Annotated in this window: 12 protein-coding genes, 6 tRNA genes and 3 rRNA genes; all 21 read left to right on the top strand. The window is 54.8% G+C overall.

All coding sequences use genetic code 11. From position 1 onward, the window contains the following. Positions 1–104 precede the first annotated feature (104 nt). Positions 105–1,641, top strand: a 16S ribosomal RNA gene (locus PFLQ2_RS03430). Positions 1,642–1,763: 122 nt separating this feature from the next. Continuing rightward, a tRNA-Ile gene (locus tag PFLQ2_RS03435) sits at positions 1,764–1,840 on the top strand. Positions 1,841–1,850: 10 nt separating this feature from the next. Continuing rightward, a tRNA-Ala gene (locus PFLQ2_RS03440) sits at positions 1,851–1,926 on the top strand. Between the two features lie 242 nt (positions 1,927–2,168). Beyond that, positions 2,169–5,060 (top strand): 23S ribosomal RNA (locus PFLQ2_RS03445). A gap of 168 nt (positions 5,061–5,228) precedes the next feature. Continuing rightward, positions 5,229–5,344 (top strand): 5S ribosomal RNA (rrf, locus tag PFLQ2_RS03450). Together the 16S, 23S and 5S rRNA genes with 2 tRNA genes alongside form the textbook arrangement of a ribosomal RNA operon. Before the next feature lie 133 nt (positions 5,345–5,477). Then, a complete protein-coding gene (gene birA, locus PFLQ2_RS03455; RefSeq protein ID WP_003186111.1) occupies positions 5,478–6,434 on the top strand; it encodes a bifunctional biotin--[acetyl-CoA-carboxylase] ligase/biotin operon repressor BirA in 957 nt (318 codons plus the stop codon). After that, positions 6,424–7,173: a pantothenate kinase gene (locus PFLQ2_RS03460; RefSeq protein WP_003186108.1), complete on the top strand. Its 750-nt coding sequence runs from the start codon at positions 6,424–6,426 to the stop codon at positions 7,171–7,173. Before birA ends, PFLQ2_RS03460 begins: the two co-directional genes overlap by 11 nt. A gap of 8 nt (positions 7,174–7,181) precedes the next feature. Continuing rightward, entirely contained in the window at positions 7,182–7,637 is a 456-nt protein-coding gene (locus tag PFLQ2_RS03465; protein ID WP_003186105.1) for a hypothetical protein, read from the top strand. A gap of 142 nt (positions 7,638–7,779) precedes the next feature. Further along, positions 7,780–7,864: transfer RNA gene (locus tag PFLQ2_RS03470), tRNA-Tyr, on the top strand. Positions 7,865–7,888: 24 nt separating this feature from the next. Next, positions 7,889–7,962, top strand: a tRNA-Gly gene (locus tag PFLQ2_RS03475). 26 nt (positions 7,963–7,988) lie between these two features. Next, positions 7,989–8,064 (top strand) — tRNA-Thr (locus PFLQ2_RS03480). An 84-nt stretch (positions 8,065–8,148) separates the two neighbouring features. After that, positions 8,149–9,342 carry an elongation factor Tu gene (gene tuf, locus PFLQ2_RS03485; RefSeq protein ID WP_003186103.1) on the top strand — a complete coding sequence of 398 codons (1,194 nt, stop codon included), beginning with the start codon at positions 8,149–8,151 and terminating at the stop codon, positions 9,340–9,342. Between the two features lie 53 nt (positions 9,343–9,395). After that, a tRNA-Trp gene (locus tag PFLQ2_RS03490) sits at positions 9,396–9,471 on the top strand. Between the two features lie 45 nt (positions 9,472–9,516). Next, positions 9,517–9,885 carry a preprotein translocase subunit SecE gene (secE, locus tag PFLQ2_RS03495; RefSeq protein ID WP_003186101.1) on the top strand — a complete coding sequence of 123 codons (369 nt, stop codon included), beginning with the start codon at positions 9,517–9,519 and terminating at the stop codon, positions 9,883–9,885. A 9-nt stretch (positions 9,886–9,894) separates the two neighbouring features. Beyond that, complete coding sequence (gene nusG / locus PFLQ2_RS03500; protein WP_003186097.1) at positions 9,895–10,428, top strand: transcription termination/antitermination protein NusG; 534 nt, start codon at positions 9,895–9,897, stop codon at positions 10,426–10,428. A gap of 117 nt (positions 10,429–10,545) precedes the next feature. After that, complete coding sequence (gene rplK, locus PFLQ2_RS03505; protein WP_003176435.1) at positions 10,546–10,977, top strand: 50S ribosomal protein L11; 432 nt, start codon at positions 10,546–10,548, stop codon at positions 10,975–10,977. Next, positions 10,977–11,672 carry a 50S ribosomal protein L1 gene (rplA, locus tag PFLQ2_RS03510; RefSeq protein WP_003186095.1) on the top strand — a complete coding sequence of 232 codons (696 nt, stop codon included), beginning with the start codon at positions 10,977–10,979 and terminating at the stop codon, positions 11,670–11,672. The genes rplK and rplA overlap by 1 nt, the downstream gene beginning before the upstream one ends. A 198-nt stretch (positions 11,673–11,870) precedes the next feature. Further along, entirely contained in the window at positions 11,871–12,371 is a 501-nt protein-coding gene (gene rplJ / locus PFLQ2_RS03515) for a 50S ribosomal protein L10 (RefSeq protein ID WP_003186092.1), read from the top strand. 78 nt (positions 12,372–12,449) lie between these two features. Further along, positions 12,450–12,815 carry a 50S ribosomal protein L7/L12 gene (gene rplL / locus PFLQ2_RS03520; protein WP_003186090.1) on the top strand — a complete coding sequence of 122 codons (366 nt, stop codon included), beginning with the start codon at positions 12,450–12,452 and terminating at the stop codon, positions 12,813–12,815. Positions 12,816–13,035: 220 nt separating this feature from the next. Continuing rightward, the gene (rpoB, locus tag PFLQ2_RS03525) at positions 13,036–17,109 is read left to right on the top strand and encodes a DNA-directed RNA polymerase subunit beta (protein ID WP_003186088.1); all 4,074 of its coding nucleotides are present in this window, start codon (positions 13,036–13,038) and stop codon (positions 17,107–17,109) included. 64 nt (positions 17,110–17,173) lie between these two features. After that, a complete protein-coding gene (gene rpoC, locus PFLQ2_RS03530) occupies positions 17,174–21,373 on the top strand; it encodes a DNA-directed RNA polymerase subunit beta' (protein WP_003186086.1) in 4,200 nt (1,399 codons plus the stop codon). The last annotated feature ends 10 nt before the right edge of the window (positions 21,374–21,383 follow it).

The following is a 21,383-nucleotide window of genomic DNA, read 5'->3' as shown; positions in this document are numbered from 1 at the left end:
AGTCAACAGATTATCAGCATCACAAGTTACTCCGCGAGAAATCAAAGATGTAACCAACGATTGCTGAGCCAAGTTTAGGGTTTTCTCAAAACCCAAAGATGTTTGAACTGAAGAGTTTGATCATGGCTCAGATTGAACGCTGGCGGCAGGCCTAACACATGCAAGTCGAGCGGTAGAGAGGTGCTTGCACCTCTTGAGAGCGGCGGACGGGTGAGTAATGCCTAGGAATCTGCCTGGTAGTGGGGGATAACGCTCGGAAACGGACGCTAATACCGCATACGTCCTACGGGAGAAAGCAGGGGACCTTCGGGCCTTGCGCTATCAGATGAGCCTAGGTCGGATTAGCTAGTTGGTGGGGTAATGGCTCACCAAGGCGACGATCCGTAACTGGTCTGAGAGGATGATCAGTCACACTGGAACTGAGACACGGTCCAGACTCCTACGGGAGGCAGCAGTGGGGAATATTGGACAATGGGCGAAAGCCTGATCCAGCCATGCCGCGTGTGTGAAGAAGGTCTTCGGATTGTAAAGCACTTTAAGTTGGGAGGAAGGGCATTAACCTAATACGTTAGTGTTTTGACGTTACCGACAGAATAAGCACCGGCTAACTCTGTGCCAGCAGCCGCGGTAATACAGAGGGTGCAAGCGTTAATCGGAATTACTGGGCGTAAAGCGCGCGTAGGTGGTTCGTTAAGTTGGATGTGAAATCCCCGGGCTCAACCTGGGAACTGCATTCAAAACTGTCGAGCTAGAGTATGGTAGAGGGTGGTGGAATTTCCTGTGTAGCGGTGAAATGCGTAGATATAGGAAGGAACACCAGTGGCGAAGGCGACCACCTGGACTGATACTGACACTGAGGTGCGAAAGCGTGGGGAGCAAACAGGATTAGATACCCTGGTAGTCCACGCCGTAAACGATGTCAACTAGCCGTTGGGAGCCTTGAGCTCTTAGTGGCGCAGCTAACGCATTAAGTTGACCGCCTGGGGAGTACGGCCGCAAGGTTAAAACTCAAATGAATTGACGGGGGCCCGCACAAGCGGTGGAGCATGTGGTTTAATTCGAAGCAACGCGAAGAACCTTACCAGGCCTTGACATCCAATGAACTTTCCAGAGATGGATGGGTGCCTTCGGGAACATTGAGACAGGTGCTGCATGGCTGTCGTCAGCTCGTGTCGTGAGATGTTGGGTTAAGTCCCGTAACGAGCGCAACCCTTGTCCTTAGTTACCAGCACGTTATGGTGGGCACTCTAAGGAGACTGCCGGTGACAAACCGGAGGAAGGTGGGGATGACGTCAAGTCATCATGGCCCTTACGGCCTGGGCTACACACGTGCTACAATGGTCGGTACAGAGGGTTGCCAAGCCGCGAGGTGGAGCTAATCCCACAAAACCGATCGTAGTCCGGATCGCAGTCTGCAACTCGACTGCGTGAAGTCGGAATCGCTAGTAATCGCGAATCAGAATGTCGCGGTGAATACGTTCCCGGGCCTTGTACACACCGCCCGTCACACCATGGGAGTGGGTTGCACCAGAAGTAGCTAGTCTAACCTTCGGGAGGACGGTTACCACGGTGTGATTCATGACTGGGGTGAAGTCGTAACAAGGTAGCCGTAGGGGAACCTGCGGCTGGATCACCTCCTTAATCGACGACCGCAGCTGCTTCATGAGCTCCCACACGAATTGCTTGATTCATTGAAGAAGACGATAGAAGCAGCTTTAAGCTCCAAGCTGATAGCTCACGCTAACAGTTACAAGCTCGAAATTGGGTCTGTAGCTCAGTTGGTTAGAGCGCACCCCTGATAAGGGTGAGGTCGGCAGTTCGAATCTGCCCAGACCCACCAATTTTGTTATGGGGCCATAGCTCAGCTGGGAGAGCGCCTGCCTTGCACGCAGGAGGTCAGCGGTTCGATCCCGCTTGGCTCCACCATAAACTGCTTCTGAAAGCTTAGAAATGAGCATTCCATCACGGTGATGATGAATGTTGATTTCTAGTCTTTTGATTAGATCGTTCTTTAAAAATTTGGGTATGTGATAGAAAGATAGACTGGACGTTACTTTCACTGGTAACGGATCAGGCTAAGGTAAAATTTGTGAGTTCTCTTAGTTGAGAAATTCGAATTTTCGGCGAATGTCGTCTTCACAGTATAACCAGATTGCTTGGGGTTATATGGTCAAGTGAAGAAGCGCATACGGTGGATGCCTTGGCAGTCAGAGGCGATGAAAGACGTGGTAGCCTGCGAAAAGCTTCGGGGAGTCGGCAAACAGACTTTGATCCGGAGATGTCTGAATGGGGGAACCCAGCCATCATAAGATGGTTATCTTGTACTGAATACATAGGTGCAAGAGGCGAACCAGGGGAACTGAAACATCTAAGTACCCTGAGGAAAAGAAATCAACCGAGATTCCCTTAGTAGTGGCGAGCGAACGGGGACTAGCCCTTAAGCTTCTTTGATTTTAGCGGAACGCTCTGGAAAGTGCGGCCATAGTGGGTGATAGCCCTGTACGCGAAAGGATCTTAGAAGTGAAATCGAGTAGGACGGAGCACGAGAAACTTTGTCTGAATATGGGGGGACCATCCTCCAAGGCTAAATACTACTGACTGACCGATAGTGAACTAGTACCGTGAGGGAAAGGCGAAAAGAACCCCGGAGAGGGGAGTGAAATAGATCCTGAAACCGTATGCGTACAAGCAGTGGGAGCCCACTTTGTTGGGTGACTGCGTACCTTTTGTATAATGGGTCAGCGACTTATTTTCAGTGGCGAGCTTAACCGAATAGGGGAGGCGTAGCGAAAGCGAGTCTTAATAGGGCGTCTAGTCGCTGGGAATAGACCCGAAACCGGGCGATCTATCCATGGGCAGGTTGAAGGTTGGGTAACACTAACTGGAGGACCGAACCGACTACCGTTGAAAAGTTAGCGGATGACCTGTGGATCGGAGTGAAAGGCTAATCAAGCTCGGAGATAGCTGGTTCTCCTCGAAAGCTATTTAGGTAGCGCCTCATGTATCACTGTAGGGGGTAGAGCACTGTTTCGGCTAGGGGGTCATCCCGACTTACCAAACCGATGCAAACTCCGAATACCTACAAGTGCCGAGCATGGGAGACACACGGCGGGTGCTAACGTCCGTCGTGAAAAGGGAAACAACCCAGACCGTCAGCTAAGGTCCCAAAGTTATGGTTAAGTGGGAAACGATGTGGGAAGGCTTAGACAGCTAGGAGGTTGGCTTAGAAGCAGCCACCCTTTAAAGAAAGCGTAATAGCTCACTAGTCGAGTCGGCCTGCGCGGAAGATGTAACGGGGCTCAAACCATACACCGAAGCTACGGGTATCACTTAGGTGATGCGGTAGAGGAGCGTTCTGTAAGCCTGTGAAGGTGAGTTGAGAAGCTTGCTGGAGGTATCAGAAGTGCGAATGCTGACATGAGTAACGACAATGGGTGTGAAAAACACCCACGCCGAAAGACCAAGGTTTCCTGCGCAACGTTAATCGACGCAGGGTTAGTCGGTCCCTAAGGCGAGGCTGAAAAGCGTAGTCGATGGAAAACAGGTTAATATTCCTGTACTTCTGGTTATTGCGATGGAGGGACGGAGAAGGCTAGGCCAGCTTGGCGTTGGTTGTCCAAGTTTAAGGTGGTAGGCTGGAATCTTAGGTAAATCCGGGATTCCAAGGCCGAGAGCTGATGACGAGTTACCCTTTGGGTGACGAAGTGGTTGATGCCATGCTTCCAAGAAAAGCTTCTAAGCTTCAGGTAACCAGGAACCGTACCCCAAACCGACACAGGTGGTTGGGTAGAGAATACCAAGGCGCTTGAGAGAACTCGGGTGAAGGAACTAGGCAAAATGGCACCGTAACTTCGGGAGAAGGTGCGCCGGTGAGGGTGAAGCACTTGCTGCGTAAGCCCACGCCGGTCGAAGATACCAGGCCGCTGCGACTGTTTATTAAAAACACAGCACTCTGCAAACACGAAAGTGGACGTATAGGGTGTGACGCCTGCCCGGTGCCGGAAGGTTAATTGATGGGGTTAGCTAACGCGAAGCTCTTGATCGAAGCCCCGGTAAACGGCGGCCGTAACTATAACGGTCCTAAGGTAGCGAAATTCCTTGTCGGGTAAGTTCCGACCTGCACGAATGGCGTAACGATGGCGGCGCTGTCTCCACCCGAGACTCGGTGAAATTGAAATCGCTGTGAAGATGCAGTGTATCCGCGGCTAGACGGAAAGACCCCGTGAACCTTTACTATAGCTTTGCACTGGACTTTGAATTTGCTTGTGTAGGATAGGTGGGAGGCTTTGAAGCGTGGACGCCAGTTCGCGTGGAGCCATCCTTGAAATACCACCCTGGCAACTTTGAGGTTCTAACTCAGGTCCGTTATCCGGATCGAGGACAGTGTATGGTGGGTAGTTTGACTGGGGCGGTCTCCTCCTAAAGAGTAACGGAGGAGTACGAAGGTGCGCTCAGACCGGTCGGAAATCGGTCGTAGAGTATAAAGGCAAAAGCGCGCTTGACAGCGAGACAGACACGTCGAGCAGGTACGAAAGTAGGTCTTAGTGATCCGGTGGTTCTGTATGGAGGGGCCATCGCTCAACGGATAAAAGGTACTCCGGGGATAACAGGCTGATACCGCCCAAGAGTTCATATCGACGGCGGTGTTTGGCACCTCGATGTCGGCTCATCACATCCTGGGGCTGAAGCCGGTCCCAAGGGTATGGCTGTTCGCCATTTAAAGTGGTACGCGAGCTGGGTTTAGAACGTCGTGAGACAGTTCGGTCCCTATCTGCCGTGGACGTTTGAGATTTGAGAGGGGCTGCTCCTAGTACGAGAGGACCGGAGTGGACGAACCTCTGGTGTTCCGGTTGTCACGCCAGTGGCATTGCCGGGTAGCTATGTTCGGGAAAGATAACCGCTGAAAGCATCTAAGCGGGAAACTTGCCTCAAGATGAGATCTCACTGGGACCTTGAGTCCCCTGAAGGGCCGTCGAAGACTACGACGTTGATAGGCAGGGTGTGTAAGCGCTGTGAGGCGTTGAGCTAACCTGTACTAATTGCCCGTGAGGCTTGACCATATAACACCCAAGCAATTTGCTTGCTTCGAGCTGAAAAGCGAACGAGCACCAGATTGCGGTGTGTGAAGACGAAACGAACCGAAAGTTCGAACGTCACAAAACACCGAAACCTATCACATACCCATTCGCTGGAACGTGACCGCAAGGCACGCGCTGGCTACCGAATTTCTTGACGACCATAGAGCATTGGAACCACCTGATCCCATCCCGAACTCAGCAGTGAAACGATGCATCGCCGATGGTAGTGTGGGGTTTCCCCATGTGAGAGTAGGTCATCGTCAAGATTAAATTCCGAAACCCCTATCTGCTGACGCAGGTAGGGGTTTTGTTTTGCCCGCGGGAAAGTCATTTTGCGTTTCTATGCAATCGCCTTACGCATGGCTATCATGCGGGCCTCATTATCAGGGCGCACTCCGCATGCTCACGTTGCTAAAACTTCTGAAGGATGGTCGCTTTCACTCGGGCCAAGCGCTGGGTGTCGCGCTGGGTATCAGTCGCAGCGCTGTATGGAAGCAGTTGCAACACCTGGAAGCGGAGCTGGGTTTGTCTGTGCATAAGGTTCGCGGCAAAGGCTACCAGTTGGCCAAGCCCCTGTTGCTTCTGGATGCGACGGATATCTGCGCGAAGGGTCTCCATGAGTGGCCCGTCCATATATTTGACTCTATTGATTCCACAAATGCTGAAGCGTTGCGCGCCATAGAGCGTGGCGCGCAAGCACCATTTGTGGTCTTGTCTGAGCGGCAGGTGGCGGGTCGAGGACGGCGCGGTCGTAAATGGGTCAGTCCATTTGCCGACAATCTCTATTACAGCTTGGTATTGCGCATTGAGGGCGGCATGCGACAGATCGAGGGGCTCAGCCTTGTCGTCGGGCTTGCTGTCATGCATACGTTGCGTGACATGGGGATTTCGGAGGCGGGGCTGAAATGGCCTAACGATGTTTTGGTGGGTGCGAAAAAAATTGCAGGCATTCTGCTTGAGTTGGTGGGAGATCCGGCGGATGTTTGCCATGTTGTCCTGGGCGTAGGGATTAACGTGAATATGCAAATGAATGATGAGGTCGACCAGGAGTGGACGTCGATGTGCCTGGAGGCGGGCAAGGGTTTTGATCGAAATGAGCTTGTGGCCAGAATGAGTGCGAAGCTTCAGCAGTATTTGAAGCTTCATCATGCATCTGGTTTTGCCGCAATTCAGTCAGAGTGGGAAAAATACCATCTGTGGCAGGGGCAATCTGTTTCGCTGATTGCGGGCGCCAACCAAATTCACGGCGTTGTGATGGGCGTTGATCTGCAGGGTGCGCTGCGGTTGAAGGTGGATGGAGTGGAAAAAGTCTTTAGCGGTGGTGAGCTCAGTTTGAGGTTGCGCGATGATTCTTGAGCTCGATTGCGGCAATAGCTTCATCAAGTGGCGGGTTCTTCGCTCCGATGGTGTAACACCTGTCCAGGGGGGGATTGTCGGTTCCGATGATGATCTGTTGACGTGTCTGGACGATGCCGGCAAGTTTCAGCTGAAAAAATGTCGGCTCGTCAGTGTCAGAACGGCTGAAGAAACGGATTCATTAGTCGCCTCATTGGTTGAGGTGTTTGGCGTCTCCGTAACTCGTGCCCTACCCATGCGGGAAATGGCTGGGGTGAAGAACGGGTACGAAGAGTATGAACGATTGGGTCTGGACCGTTGGTTGGCTCTGCTCGGTGGCTTTCATCTTGCTTCGGGTGCGTGCCTGGTGCTCGATTTCGGTACTGCCATTACGGCCGATTTTGTGGCTGCCAATGGTGATCACCTCGGAGGGTTCATATGCCCAGGCATGCCTTTGATGCGAAATCAGCTACGTACCCACACCCGACGGATTCGCTATGACGATACGGCGGCTGAGCGGGCTCATGAGAGTCTCGCTCCTGGTCGTACCACCGTCGAGGCGGTGGAGCGCGGTTGCATGCTGATGCTCAGGGGATTTGTACTGACTCAGCTTGAATTGGCGCAGCAATACTGGGGAAAGGATTTCGTGGTGTTTCTCACGGGAGGGGATGCTGACCTGGTATCAGGCGTCGTTCCGGATGCCAGGGTAGTGCCTGACCTGGTTTTTGTCGGTCTGGCGATGGCCTGTCCTTTGTCTTGAGGTTTTTTATGCGCTGGCTGTTCCTGTTGTTGCTGGTCTTGAATGTCTTCTATTACGTCTGGCATCAGCAGGAGGCTCCGCTTCGAGCCAAGGATGTCACTCCACTGAACTTGTATCGCGGCTCCCAGCAGGACATCCATCTGTTGAGCGAAACAGCAGACGCACTTGTCAGGCGCGATTCCGGTACGTCTAGTGATGCGCAAAAAGGCTGTCTTTATGTCGGCGGCTTCACTCGTCTGGAGGTGGCTCGGCAGTTGGAGCAGCGACTTGCTGCTTCGGGTGTTGTGAGTCGTGCCGCTCCATCGAGCTCCTCGGGTTCTTCAGATGCTGGAGGATTCTGGTTGCAGATATCCCCCGATAGCGCAGGAAAGGTGAGTGAAACACTGCTTCAAAACCTTTCTAAAGAATTCAATGAGTTAAAACATAAAATAATGCCGTGTGAAGGGGTTGCGCCTACGGGGTAGTTTGCATAGAATGGCGCCCGCTTCGCAGCGAAGGCCTTAAAGGGCTAACGGTGCAAAGCGTAGTCAACGCAGCTAACCTCAGGTTTTTAATGAGAAAATGCTTGACAGAAGGCTGGCATAATATAGAATGCCGGCTCGCTTAGGAGGGGTTCCCGAGCGGCCAAAGGGATCAGACTGTAAATCTGACGTCTACGACTTCGAAGGTTCGAATCCTTCCCCCTCCACCATTTTTAGCGTGAGCTGCAAGCTCCGCGGGTATAGTTTAGTGGTAGAACCTCAGCCTTCCAAGCTGATGATGCGGGTTCGATTCCCGCTACCCGCTCCAAGTTTGCAGGTTGTGCAAGGTGTTTCGCTCTTGTAGCTCAGTTGGTAGAGCACACCCTTGGTAAGGGTGAGGTCAGCGGTTCAAATCCGCTCAAGAGCTCCATATAACAAGGCAGATATGCAAATATCTGCCTTTGTTTTAATGGCTGATATGACTCGCTAAATTCTTCTCCTGGGGGTGATTTCGATGGCTAAGGAAAAGTTCGAACGTAACAAGCCGCACGTCAACGTAGGCACCATTGGTCACGTAGATCATGGTAAAACCACGCTGACTGCTGCTCTGACCCGCGTCTGCTCCGAGGTGTTCGGTTCGGCCAAGGTTGACTTCGACAAGATCGACAGCGCCCCGGAAGAGAAAGCTCGCGGTATCACCATTAACACAGCTCACGTTGAGTATGATTCGGCCGTGCGTCACTACGCACACGTTGACTGCCCGGGTCACGCTGACTACGTGAAGAACATGATTACCGGTGCTGCCCAGATGGACGGCGCTATCCTGGTTTGCTCGGCTGCCGATGGTCCGATGCCTCAGACCCGTGAACACATCCTGCTGTCCCGTCAGGTAGGCGTTCCGTACATCGTTGTCTTCCTGAACAAGGCTGACATGGTTGATGACGCCGAGCTGCTGGAGCTGGTTGAGATGGAAGTGCGCGATCTGCTGAGCACTTACGACTTCCCAGGTGACGACACTCCGATCATCATCGGTTCGGCTCTGATGGCTCTGAATGGCCAAGACGACAACGAGATGGGTACCACTGCTGTCAAAAAGTTGGTGGAAACTCTGGATAGCTACATTCCAGAGCCGGAGCGTGCTATCGACAAGCCGTTCCTGATGCCAATCGAAGATGTATTCTCGATCTCTGGTCGTGGGACTGTTGTGACTGGTCGTGTTGAGCGTGGCATCGTTCGTATCCAGGAAGAAGTTGAAATCGTTGGCCTGCGTGATACTCAGAAAACGACCTGCACTGGCGTTGAGATGTTCCGCAAGCTGCTCGACGAAGGTCGTGCTGGCGAGAACTGCGGCGTGTTGCTGCGTGGTACCAAGCGTGACGATGTTGAGCGTGGTCAGGTCCTGGTCAAGCCGGGCACTGTCAAGCCGCACACCAAGTTCACCGCAGAAGTTTACGTTCTGAGCAAGGAAGAGGGCGGTCGTCACACTCCGTTCTTCAAAGGCTACCGTCCACAGTTCTACTTCCGTACGACTGACGTGACCGGTAACTGCGAGTTGCCAGAAGGCGTAGAAATGGTAATGCCAGGTGATAACATTCAGATGACTGTTACCCTGATCAAGACTATTGCGATGGAAGATGGCCTGCGTTTCGCTATCCGTGAAGGCGGTCGTACCGTCGGCGCTGGCGTCGTGGCCAAAGTCATCGAGTAAACAGTTGTAATGTCTTTTTCGGGCCGGCATAATGGTCGGCCTGATTTTGTTTTAGGTCAGTAGCTCAATTGGCAGAGCGACGGTCTCCAAAACCGTAGGTTGGGGGTTCGATTCCCTCCTGACCTGCCAGATTCACTCGGTGTGTCTGGCTTTCTTTTCACAGGATCTTCATAGATGACTCCTAAAGCTGAAGCTCAAGGCTCTCGCTTCGATCTGCTCAAGTGGCTAGTGGTAGTCGCTTTGGTGGTTGTTGGCGTTGTTGGCAATCAGTATTACTCTGCTTCGCCGATCCTGTACCGCGTGCTTGCATTGCTCGCCATTGCTGCCGTTGCTGCCTTTGTAGGCTTGCAAACGGCGAAGGGCAAGTCTTTCTTTGTACTCGCTAAGGAAGCTCGCACCGAGATTCGTAAAGTCGTATGGCCGACTCGCCAAGAAACCACGCAGACCACGTTGATCGTTGTGGCTGTTGTTCTGGTAATGGCGTTGCTGTTGTGGGGGCTCGATTCCCTGCTCGGCTGGCTTGTTTCCTTGATTGTTGGCTAAGGGTGTCCCGTGGCTAAGCGTTGGTACGTTGTGCATGCTTACTCGGGTTACGAGAAGCATGTCATGCGCTCGCTGGTAGAGCGCGTAAAGCTGGCTGGCATGGAAGATGGCTTTGGCGAGATTCTGGTCCCCACTGAAGAAGTGGTTGAGATGCGTAATGGCCAGAAGCGCAAAAGTGAACGCAAGTTCTTTCCGGGCTACGTGCTGGTACAGATGGACATGAACGAAGGGACTTGGCACTTGGTCAAGGATACCCCTCGGGTGATGGGTTTCATTGGCGGTACCGCCGATAAGCCTGCGCCGATTACGGATAAAGAGGCAGAAGCGATTCTGCGTCGTGTTGCTGATGGTAGCGACAAGCCGAAGCCTAAGACATTGTTTGAGCCGGGTGAAGTGGTACGTGTCACCGACGGTCCATTCGCTGATTTCAATGGCACGGTTGAAGAAGTTAACTACGAAAAGAGCCGGATCCAAGTGGCAGTGCTCATTTTCGGTCGCTCTACTCCGGTAGAGCTAGAGTTCAGTCAGGTCGAAAAGGTCTGATTGAGCAGGCATCCCAACCCCGCAGCCCTAGGCTGTGGGGTTTTGTCGTCACTGGGATAAACGCGCAAGTAACCGGGGAGCCTTTCGAGGCGTTCGAACCCGTAATTGGAGTGCCTCATGGCCAAGAAAATTACCGCTTACATCAAGCTGCAAGTGAAGGCCGCTCAGGCTAACCCAAGCCCACCCGTTGGTCCTGCACTGGGTCAGCACGGCGTGAACATCATGGAATTCTGCAAGGCCTTCAACGCCCGTACTCAGGGTCTTGAGCCAGGTCTGCCGACTCCAGTGATCATCACTGTCTACAGCGACCGTAGCTTCACCTTCGAAACAAAAAGCACCCCTGCTTCGGTTCTGCTGAAGAAGGCTGCAGGTTTGACCAGCGGTTCCGCTCGTCCAAACACCGTTAAGGTTGGCACCGTTACCCGTGCTCAGCTGGAAGAAATCGCGAAAACCAAAAACGCGGATCTGACTGCAGCTGATATGGATGCAGCCGTGCGTACTATCGCCGGTTCTGCTCGTAGCATGGGCCTTAACGTGGAGGGTGTGTAATGGCTAAGCTGACCAAGCGTCAAAAGGCTATCGCCGGCAAAATCGAAGCAGGCAAGGCCTACAACTTTGTAGACGCCGCCGCTCTGCTGGCTGAGCTGTCGACTGTCAAGTTCAGCGAGTCGTTCGACGTTGCTGTAAACCTGGGCGTTGACCCACGTAAATCCGACCAGGTCGTTCGTAGCGCCACCGTGCTGCCTCACGGCACTGGCAAGACCGTACGTGTTGCCGTCTTCACCCAAGGCCCGGCTGCTGAAGCAGCTTTGGCTGCCGGCGCTGACCGCGTAGGCATGGACGACCTGGCTGCTGAAATGAAAGGCGGCGACCTGAACTATGACGTAGTAATCGCATCCCCGGATGCCATGCGCGTTGTGGGTCAGTTGGGTCAGATCCTCGGTCCACGTGGCCTGATGCCTAACCCTAAGGTTGGCACCGTAACGCCAGACGTAGCTACCGCGGTTAAAAACGCCAAAGCTGGTCAGGTTCGTTATCGCACCGACAAAAACGGCATCATCCACACTTCCGTAGGCAAGATTGGCTTCGACGCCGTCAAGCTGAAAGAAAACGTTGAAGCCCTGATCGCTGATCTGAAGCGTATCAAACCAGCTTCTTCGAAAGGCATCTACGTCAAGCGCGTTACCCTGAGCACCACTATGGGCCCAGGTCTGGTCATCGATCAGAGCTCGCTCGACGCGTAAGACTCAGGTTGGCGCAAGCAATTGTGCCAATCGAAAAATTGGGGTCCCTGCCTGGCGGGGGCTGTCCAAGACCGTAGGCGACGCAAGTCTTAAACCACAAGCCTACGCAGATGGTGCTCCCGGTTCCTTACCGAATCAGACACCAAAACGACATTCGGTTTCGACCGGATGAAACGGTAACAAGCAGGAGTTAAACCCGTGGCAATTAAACTCGAAGACAAGAAGGCCATCGTCGCTGAAGTCAACGAGGCTGCCAAAGCTGCTCTGTCCGCTGTCGTGGCTGATGCCCGTGGCGTAACAGTAGGCGCAATGACCGGACTCCGTAAAGAGGCTCGTGAAGCTGGCGTTTACGTACGTGTTGTACGTAACACCTTGCTCAAGCGCGCTGTTGCTGACACTGAATACAGTGTCCTCAACGACGTGTTCACCGGCCCGACCTTGATCGCGTTCTCCACCCAACATCCTGGCGCTGCTGCCCGTTTGTTCAAGGAATTCGCCAAAGGTCAGGACAAGTTCGAGATTAAGGCAGCTGCGTTCGAGGGCAAGTACCTCGCAGCTAACCAGATCGACGTATTGGCAACTCTGCCGACCCGTGACGAAGCAATTTCTCAGCTGATGAGCGTGATTCAAGGCGCAACCAGCAAATTGGCTCGTACTCTGGCGGCACTGCGCGACCAGAAAGAAGCTGCCGCAGCCTAAGGCTCGTCACTCCTTTTCGCGTTTTTTGTTTATTTCGATGGTCGCGTAGGCCGTCCCCCAATCCAGGAATTTAGAGTCATGTCTATCTCTCAAAACGATATCCTCGAAGCCGTTGGCAACATGTCCGTAATGGAAGTTGTTGAGCTGATCAAAGCTTTCGAAGAAAAATTCGGTGTTACCGCTGCTGCCGCTTCCGCTGGTCCAGCTGCTGTTGCTGCCGTTGCTGAAGAGCAAACTGAATTCAACGTCATGCTGACCGAAGCTGGCGAGAAGAAAGTTAACGTGATCAAGGCAGTACGTGAACTGACCGGTCTGGGCCTGAAAGAAGCCAAGGCTGTAGTTGACGGCGCTCCTGCCATGGTTCTGGAAGCTGTTGCCAAAGACGCAGCTGACAAAGCCAAAGCTGTTCTGGAAGAAGCAGGCGCTAAAGTCGAGCTGAAGTAAGCATCGACTTTGCGTCTCCAGCCCGAGCGTTAAGCGAAAGGCTGATGGCTGGTGGCTCTTGCCACCGGCCTTTTTCCGTTATTGCCAGCCGACTGGGTCGGTGCCGATAACGAGCTGTAACCACCCGATGCGGTGGCGCAAACCATGGGGTTTGCACGATTTTCTGGCTGCTCCCGTCGGGAGGGGCCAAACAAGCAGGTGACCAAGCTGGGGAACGCTGATGGCTTACTCATATACTGAGAAAAAACGTATCCGCAAGGACTTTAGCAAGTTGCCGGACGTCATGGATGTGCCGTACCTCCTGGCCATCCAGCTGGATTCGTATCGTGAATTCTTGCAAGCGGGAGCGACTAAAGATCAGTTCCGCGACGTGGGCCTGCATGCGGCCTTCAAATCCGTTTTCCCGATCATCAGCTACTCCGGCAATGCTGCGCTGGAGTACGTCGGTTATCGCCTGGGCGAGCCGGCATTTGATGTCAAAGAATGCGTATTGCGCGGTGTAACTTACGCCGTACCTTTGCGGGTGAAAGTGCGCCTGATCATTTTCGACAAAGAATCGTCGAACAAAGCGATCAAGGACATCAAAGAGCAAGAAGTCTACATGGGTGAAATCCCCCTGATGACTGAAAACGGTACCTTCGTAATCAACGGTACCGAGCGTGTAATCGTTTCCCAGCTGCACCGTTCTCCGGGCGTGTTCTTCGACCACGACCGTGGCAAGACGCACAGCTCCGGCAAACTGCTTTACTCCGCGCGCATCATTCCTTACCGCGGTTCGTGGTTGGACTTCGAGTTCGACCCGAAAGACTGCGTGTTCGTGCGTATCGACCGTCGCCGCAAGCTGCCAGCATCGGTACTGCTTCGCGCGCTCGGCTATACCACCGAGGAAGTGCTGGACGCGTTCTACACCACCAACGTATTCCATGTGCAGGGCGAGAGCCTCAGCCTGGAGCTGGTGCCTCAGCGCCTGCGCGGTGAAATCGCTGTCCTCGATATCCAGGATGACAAAGGCAAGGTTATTGTCGAGCAGGGTCGTCGTATCACTGCCCGCCATATCAACCAGCTGGAAAAAGCCGGTATCAAGGAACTGCAGGTACCGATTGACTACGTGTTGGGTCGTACCACCGCGAAGGTCATCGTGCACCCAGCCACCGGTGAAATCCTTGCAGAGTGCAATACCGAACTGACCACCGAGATCCTGGCGAAAATCGTCAAGGCTCAGGTTGTGCGTATTGAAACCCTGTACACCAATGATATCGACTGCGGTCCGTTCATCTCCGACACGCTGAAGATCGACTCCACCGGCAACCAACTGGAAGCCTTGGTCGAAATCTATCGCATGATGCGTCCTGGCGAGCCGCCAACCAAGGATGCAGCCGAGACGCTGTTCAACAACCTGTTCTTCAGCCCTGAGCGCTATGACCTGTCTGCGGTCGGCCGGATGAAGTTCAACCGTCGTATCGGTCGTACCGAGATCGAAGGTTCGGGCGTACTGAACAAGGATGACATCGTTGCGGTCCTCAAGACCCTGGTCGACATCCGTAACGGCAAGGGCATCGTCGATGACATCGACCACCTTGGTAACCGTCGTGTTCGTTGCGTAGGCGAAATGGCCGAGAACCAGTTCCGTGTTGGTCTGGTGCGCGTAGAGCGTGCGGTCAAGGAACGTCTGTCGATGGCTGAAAGCGAAGGCCTGATGCCGCAAGACTTGATCAACGCCAAGCCTGTGGCTGCGGCGGTGAAGGAGTTCTTCGGTTCGAGCCAGCTGTCCCAGTTCATGGACCAGAACAACCCGTTGTCCGAGATCACCCACAAGCGTCGTGTCTCCGCACTCGGCCCAGGTGGTTTGACCCGTGAGCGTGCAGGCTTCGAAGTCCGTGACGTACACCCGACTCACTACGGTCGTGTATGCCCGATTGAAACGCCGGAAGGTCCGAACATCGGTCTGATCAACTCCCTGGCTGCCTATGCGCGCACCAACCAGTACGGCTTCCTCGAAAGCCCGTACCGCGTGGTGAAAGACGCCTTGGTCACCGACGAGATCGTATTCCTGTCTGCCATCGAAGAAGCTGATCACGTGATCGCCCAGGCTTCGGCCACGATGAACGACAAGAAAGTCCTGATCGACGAGTTGGTGGCTGTTCGTCACTTGAACGAGTTCACCGTCAAGGCGCCGGAAGACGTCACCTTGATGGACGTATCGCCGAAGCAGGTAGTTTCGGTTGCAGCGTCGTTGATCCCGTTCCTCGAACACGACGACGCCAACCGTGCCTTGATGGGTTCGAACATGCAGCGTCAAGCTGTACCGACCCTGCGTGCCGACAAGCCGCTGGTAGGTACCGGCATGGAGCGTAACGTTGCCCGTGACTCCGGCGTTTGCGTCGTGGCTCGTCGTGGTGGTGTGATCGATTCCGTCGACGCCAGCCGTATCGTGGTTCGTGTTGCCGATGACGAAGTTGAAACTGGCGAAGCCGGTGTCGACATCTACAACCTGACCAAATACACCCGCTCCAACCAGAACACCTGCATCAACCAGCGTCCGCTGGTAAGCAAGGGTGATCGGGTTCAGCGCAGCGACATCATGGCCGACGGCCCGTCCACCGATATGGGTGAACTGGCGCTGGGTCAGAACATGCGCATCGCGTTCATGGCATGGAACGGCTTCAACTTCGAAGACTCCATCTGCCTGTCCGAGCGTGTGGTTCAGGAAGACCGCTTCACCACGATCCACATCCAGGAACTGACCTGTGTGGCCCGTGACACCAAGCTTGGCCCAGAAGAAATCACTGCGGACATCCCGAACGTGGGCGAAGCCGCACTGAACAAGCTGGACGAAGCCGGTATCGTTTACGTAGGTGCTGAAGTAGGCGCAGGCGACATCCTGGTGGGCAAGGTCACTCCGAAAGGCGAGACCCAGCTGACTCCGGAAGAAAAACTGCTGCGTGCCATCTTCGGTGAAAAAGCCAGCGACGTTAAAGACACCTCCCTGCGCGTGCCTACCGGCACCAAGGGTACTGTCATCGACGTACAAGTCTTCACCCGTGACGGCGTAGAGCGTGACGCTCGTGCACTGTCCATCGAGAAGACTCAACTCGACGAGATCCGCAAGGACCTGAACGAAGAGTTCCGTATCGTCGAAGGCGCAACTTTCGAGCGTCTGCGCTCCGCTCTGGTCGGCCACAAAGCCGAAGGCGGCGCCGGCCTTAAGAAAGGTCAGGAAATCACCGACGAAGTTCTCGACGGTCTTGAGCATGGTCAGTGGTTCAAACTGCGCATGGCTGAAGATGCTCTCAACGAGCAGCTCGAGAAGGCGCAGGCCTATATCGTTGATCGCCGCCGTCTGCTGGACGACAAGTTCGAAGATAAGAAGCGCAAACTGCAGCAGGGCGATGACCTGGCTCCAGGCGTGCTGAAAATCGTCAAGGTTTACCTGGCAATCCGTCGTCGCATCCAGCCGGGCGACAAGATGGCCGGTCGTCACGGTAACAAGGGTGTGGTCTCCGTGATCATGCCGGTTGAAGACATGCCGCACGATGCCAATGGCACCCCGGTCGATGTAGTCCTCAACCCGTTGGGCGTACCTTCGCGTATGAACGTCGGTCAGATCCTTGAAACCCACCTGGGCCTCGCGGCCAAGGGGCTGGGCGAGAAGATCAACCGTATGATCGAAGAGCAGCGCAAGGTTGCTGACCTGCGTAAGTTCCTGCACGAGATCTACAACGAGATCGGCGGACGCAACGAAGAGCTGGACACCTTCTCCGACCAGGAAATCCTGGATCTGGCGAAGAACCTGCGCGGTGGCGTTCCAATGGCTACTCCGGTGTTCGACGGTGCCAAGGAAAGCGAAATCAAGGCCATGCTGAAACTGGCAGACCTGCCGGAAAGCGGCCAGATGCAGCTGTTCGACGGCCGTACCGGCAACAAGTTCGAGCGTCCGGTTACCGTTGGCTACATGTACATGCTGAAGCTGAACCACTTGGTAGACGACAAGATGCACGCTCGTTCTACCGGTTCTTACAGCCTGGTTACCCAGCAGCCGCTGGGTGGTAAGGCGCAGTTCGGTGGTCAGCGTTTCGGGGAGATGGAGGTCTGGGCACTGGAAGCGTACGGTGCTGCATACACTCTGCAAGAAATGCTCACAGTGAAGTCGGACGATGTGAACGGCCGGACCAAGATGTACAAGAACATCGTGGATGGCGATCACCGTATGGAGCCGGGCATGCCCGAGTCCTTCAACGTGTTGATCAAGGAAATTCGTTCCCTCGGCATCGATATCGATCTGGAAACCGAATAACACGTGACGCGAATCGAGAGCGGGGCTGTTTGGCCCGCTCTCTGCTCCGCCAGGAGGAAAGGCCTTGAAAGACCTACTGAATTTGCTGAAAAACCAGGGTCAAGTCGAAGAGTTCGACGCCATCCGTATCGGATTGGCCTCGCCTGAGATGATCCGTTCGTGGTCGTTCGGTGAAGTTAAAAAGCCGGAAACCATCAACTACCGTACGTTCAAACCTGAGCGTGACGGCCTGTTCTGCGCCAAGATCTTTGGCCCGGTCAAGGATTACGAGTGCCTGTGCGGTAAGTACAAGCGCTTGAAGCACCGTGGTGTGATCTGCGAGAAGTGCGGCGTTGAAGTCGCGCTGGCAAAAGTTCGTCGTGAGCGCATGGCGCACATCGAACTGGCCTCGCCAGTTGCCCACATCTGGTTCCTGAAATCGCTGCCGTCCCGTATCGGCCTGCTGATGGATATGACCCTGCGTGATATCGAACGCGTTCTCTACTTCGAGAGCTATGTCGTTATCGATCCAGGCATGACCACCCTTGAAAAAGGTCAGCTGCTGAACGACGAGCAGTACTTCGAAGCGCTGGAAGAGTTCGGCGACGATTTCGATGCCCGCATGGGTGCCGAAGCTGTCCGCGAGCTGCTGCACGCGATCGACCTGGAGCACGAGATTGGCCGTCTGCGCGAAGAGATTCCGCAAACCAACTCCGAAACCAAGATCAAGAAGCTGTCCAAGCGTCTGAAGTTGATGGAAGCCTTCCAGGGTTCCGGCAACCTGCCAGAGTGGATGGTGCTGACCGTTCTGCCGGTTCTGCCGCCAGACCTGCGTCCACTGGTTCCGCTTGATGGCGGTCGTTTTGCGACCTCCGACCTCAACGATCTGTATCGTCGGGTGATCAACCGTAACAACCGCTTGAAGCGCCTGCTCGACTTGTCCGCTCCGGACATCATCGTGCGCAACGAAAAGCGTATGTTGCAGGAAGCTGTCGATGCACTGCTCGACAACGGTCGTCGTGGCCGCGCTATCACCGGTTCCAACAAGCGTCCTCTGAAATCCCTGGCTGACATGATCAAGGGTAAGCAGGGTCGTTTCCGTCAGAACTTGCTCGGTAAGCGTGTTGACTACTCTGGTCGTTCGGTAATTACCGTAGGCCCGACCCTGCGTCTGCATCAGTGCGGTCTGCCTAAGAAAATGGCCTTGGAGCTGTTCAAGCCGTTCATTTTCGGCAAGCTGGAAATGCGTGGTCTCGCTACCACCATCAAAGCCGCCAAGAAGATGGTCGAGCGCGAGCTGCCAGAGGTCTGGGACGTTCTCGCTGAAGTGATTCGCGAACACCCCGTATTGCTCAACCGTGCACCGACCCTTCACCGTCTGGGTATCCAGGCGTTTGAACCGGTACTGATCGAAGGTAAGGCTATCCAGCTGCACCCGTTGGTCTGTGCTGCGTACAACGCCGACTTCGACGGCGACCAAATGGCCGTGCACGTACCGCTGACGCTGGAAGCCCAGCTCGAAGCGCGTGCGTTGATGATGTCGACCAACAACATCCTGTCGCCAGCCAACGGTGAGCCAATCATCGTTCCGTCGCAGGACGTTGTATTGGGTCTGTACTACATGACTCGTGAAGCGATCAACGCCAAGGGCGAAGGTCGTGTGTTCGCGGATCTGCAAGAAGTTGACCGTGTGTTCCGTGCCGGCGAAGCCGCACTGCACGCCAAGGTCAAGGTGCGGATCAACGAAACCGTTAACGATCGTGATGGTGGCAGCGTGACCAACACCCGTATCGTCGACACCACCGTCGGCCGTGCGCTGTTGTTCCAGGTTGTGCCAAAAGGCCTGTCCTACGACGTCGTCAACCTGCCGATGAAGAAAAAGGCGATCTCCAAGCTGATCAACCAGTGCTACCGCGTGGTGGGTCTGAAAGAGACCGTTATCTTCGCTGACCAGTTGATGTACACCGGTTTTGCCTATTCGACCATCTCCGGCGTTTCCATCGGCGTTAACGACTTCGTTATCCCGGATGAAAAAGCCCGCATCATCGGTGCTGCCACCGAAGAAGTGAAAGAGATCGAAAGCCAATACGCTTCCGGCCTGGTAACCCAGGGCGAGAAGTACAACAAGGTGATCGACCTCTGGTCCAAGGCGAACGACGAAGTTTCCAAGGCGATGATGGCCAACCTCTCGAAAGAGAAAGTCATCGACCGTCATGGCAATGAAGTCGACCAGGAATCCTTCAACTCGATGTACATGATGGCCGACTCGGGCGCACGGGGTTCTGCTGCGCAGATCCGTCAGCTCGCCGGTATGCGTGGCCTGATGGCCAAGCCGGACGGCTCCATCATCGAGACCCCGATTACTGCGAACTTCCGTGAAGGCTTGAGCGTACTTCAGTACTTCATCTCCACTCACGGTGCTCGTAAGGGTCTTGCGGATACCGCGTTGAAAACCGCGAACTCCGGTTACCTGACTCGTCGTCTGGTAGACGTTGCCCAGGATCTGGTCGTGACCGAGATCGATTGCGGCACCGAGCATGGCCTGCTGATGACTCCGCACATTGAAGGCGGTGACGTTGTAGAGCCACTGGGTGAGCGCGTATTGGGTCGTGTCATTGCCCGTGATGTATTCAAGCCAGGTACCGAGGACGTGATCGTTCCTGCTGGCACCTTGGTTGACGAGAAGTGGGTCGAGTTCATCGAACTCAACAGCATCGACGAAGTGATCGTACGCTCGCCGATCAGCTGCGAAACCCGCTACGGCATCTGCGCCAAGTGTTACGGTCGCGACCTGGCTCGTGGTCACCAGGTGAACATCGGTGAAGCGGTCGGCGTTATCGCTGCCCAGTCCATCGGTGAGCCGGGTACCCAGCTGACGATGCGTACGTTCCACATCGGTGGTGCGGCAAGCCGGACCTCGGCAGCCGACAGCGTCCAGGTGAAGAACGGCGGTACTGTCCGTCTGCACAACCTCAAGCACGTAGAACGCGTGGACGGTCACCTGGTGGCTGTATCCCGTTCCGGTGAGCTGGCGATCGCTGATGACTTCGGTCGTGAGCGCGAGCGCTACAAGCTGCCTTACGGTGCTGTGATTTCGGTCAAGGAAGGTGACAAGGTCGACGCTGGTGCCATCGTGGCCAAGTGGGATCCGCACACCCACCCGATCGTGACCGAAATGAAAGGTACCGTGACCTACGTGGGCATGGAAGAAGGCATCACGATCAAGCGTCAGACTGACGAATTGACCGGTATGACCAACATTGAAGTACTCGACGCCAAAGATCGTCCAGCTGCCGGCAAGGACATTCGTCCAGCCGTTAAGATGGTCGACGACAACGGCAAGGACCTGTTGCTGCCAGGCACTGACGTAATCGCTCAGTACTTCCTGCCAGCCAACGCCTTGGTCGGTGTTGCGGACGGTGCGCGGATCGCGATCGGTGATGTTATCGCCCGGATCCCGCAGGAAACTTCGAAAACCCGCGACATCACCGGTGGTCTGCCGCGTGTTGCCGACTTGTTCGAAGCCCGTCGTCCGAAAGAAGCCTCGATTCTGGCTGAAGTCAGCGGCACCATCGCGTTCGGTAAAGAGACCAAGGGCAAGCGCCGTCTGGTCATCACCCCGAACGACGGTAGCGATCCGTACGAAGAGCTGATTCCGAAGTGGCGTCACCTGAACGTCTTCGAAGGCGAACAGGTAAATCGCGGCGAAGTTATCTCCGACGGTCCAAGCGATCCACACGACATCCTGCGTCTGCTGGGTGTGAGTGCGCTGGCCAAGTACATCGTGAACGAAATCCAGGACGTTTACCGCCTGCAAGGCGTGAAGATCAACGACAAGCACATCGAGACCATCCTGCGTCAGATGCTGCGTAAGGTCGAGATCGCTGAATCCGGCGACTCGAGTTTCATCAAGGGCGACCAGATGGAACTGACTCACGTGCTGGTGGAAAACGAGCGCCTGGCGACCGAAGACAAGTTCGTCTCCAAGTTCACTCGCGTGCTGCTGGGTATCACCAAGGCGTCCTTGTCCACCGAATCGTTCATCTCGGCGGCTTCCTTCCAGGAAACCACCCGTGTACTGACCGAGGCGGCGGTAACCGGCAAGCGCGATTACCTGCGCGGCCTGAAAGAAAACGTGGTCGTGGGTCGTCTGATCCCGGCCGGTACCGGTTTGGCCTATCACAGCGAGCGTAAGCGCCGTCGTGATGCAGACAAGCCGTTGCGCGTAAGCGCCAGTGAAGTGGAAGCTGCACTGACCGAAGCACTGAACTCGAGCGGTAACTGAGTTCTGCGGT

The organism is Pseudomonas fluorescens Q2-87, assembly GCF_000281895.1.
Taxonomy (GTDB): Bacteria; Pseudomonadota; Gammaproteobacteria; order Pseudomonadales; family Pseudomonadaceae; genus Aquipseudomonas; species Aquipseudomonas fluorescens_S.
Note: the sequence above shows the minus strand (reverse complement) of the source record. Positions and strands in the feature narration are given on the sequence as shown.

Coding starts and splice junctions, on each gene's coding strand:
- birA (WP_003186111.1), top strand. CDS start 5,478: ATGCTCACGTTGCTAAAACTTCTGAAGGATGGTCGCTTTCACTCGGGC.
- PFLQ2_RS03460 (WP_003186108.1), top strand. CDS start 6,424: ATGATTCTTGAGCTCGATTGCGGCAATAGCTTCATCAAGTGGCGGGTT.
- PFLQ2_RS03465 (WP_003186105.1), top strand. CDS start 7,182: ATGCGCTGGCTGTTCCTGTTGTTGCTGGTCTTGAATGTCTTCTATTAC.
- tuf (WP_003186103.1), top strand. CDS start 8,149: ATGGCTAAGGAAAAGTTCGAACGTAACAAGCCGCACGTCAACGTAGGC.
- secE (WP_003186101.1), top strand. CDS start 9,517: ATGACTCCTAAAGCTGAAGCTCAAGGCTCTCGCTTCGATCTGCTCAAG.
- rplK (WP_003176435.1), top strand. CDS start 10,546: ATGGCCAAGAAAATTACCGCTTACATCAAGCTGCAAGTGAAGGCCGCT.
- rplA (WP_003186095.1), top strand. CDS start 10,977: ATGGCTAAGCTGACCAAGCGTCAAAAGGCTATCGCCGGCAAAATCGAA.
- rplL (WP_003186090.1), top strand. CDS start 12,450: ATGTCTATCTCTCAAAACGATATCCTCGAAGCCGTTGGCAACATGTCC.
- rpoB (WP_003186088.1), top strand. CDS start 13,036: ATGGCTTACTCATATACTGAGAAAAAACGTATCCGCAAGGACTTTAGC.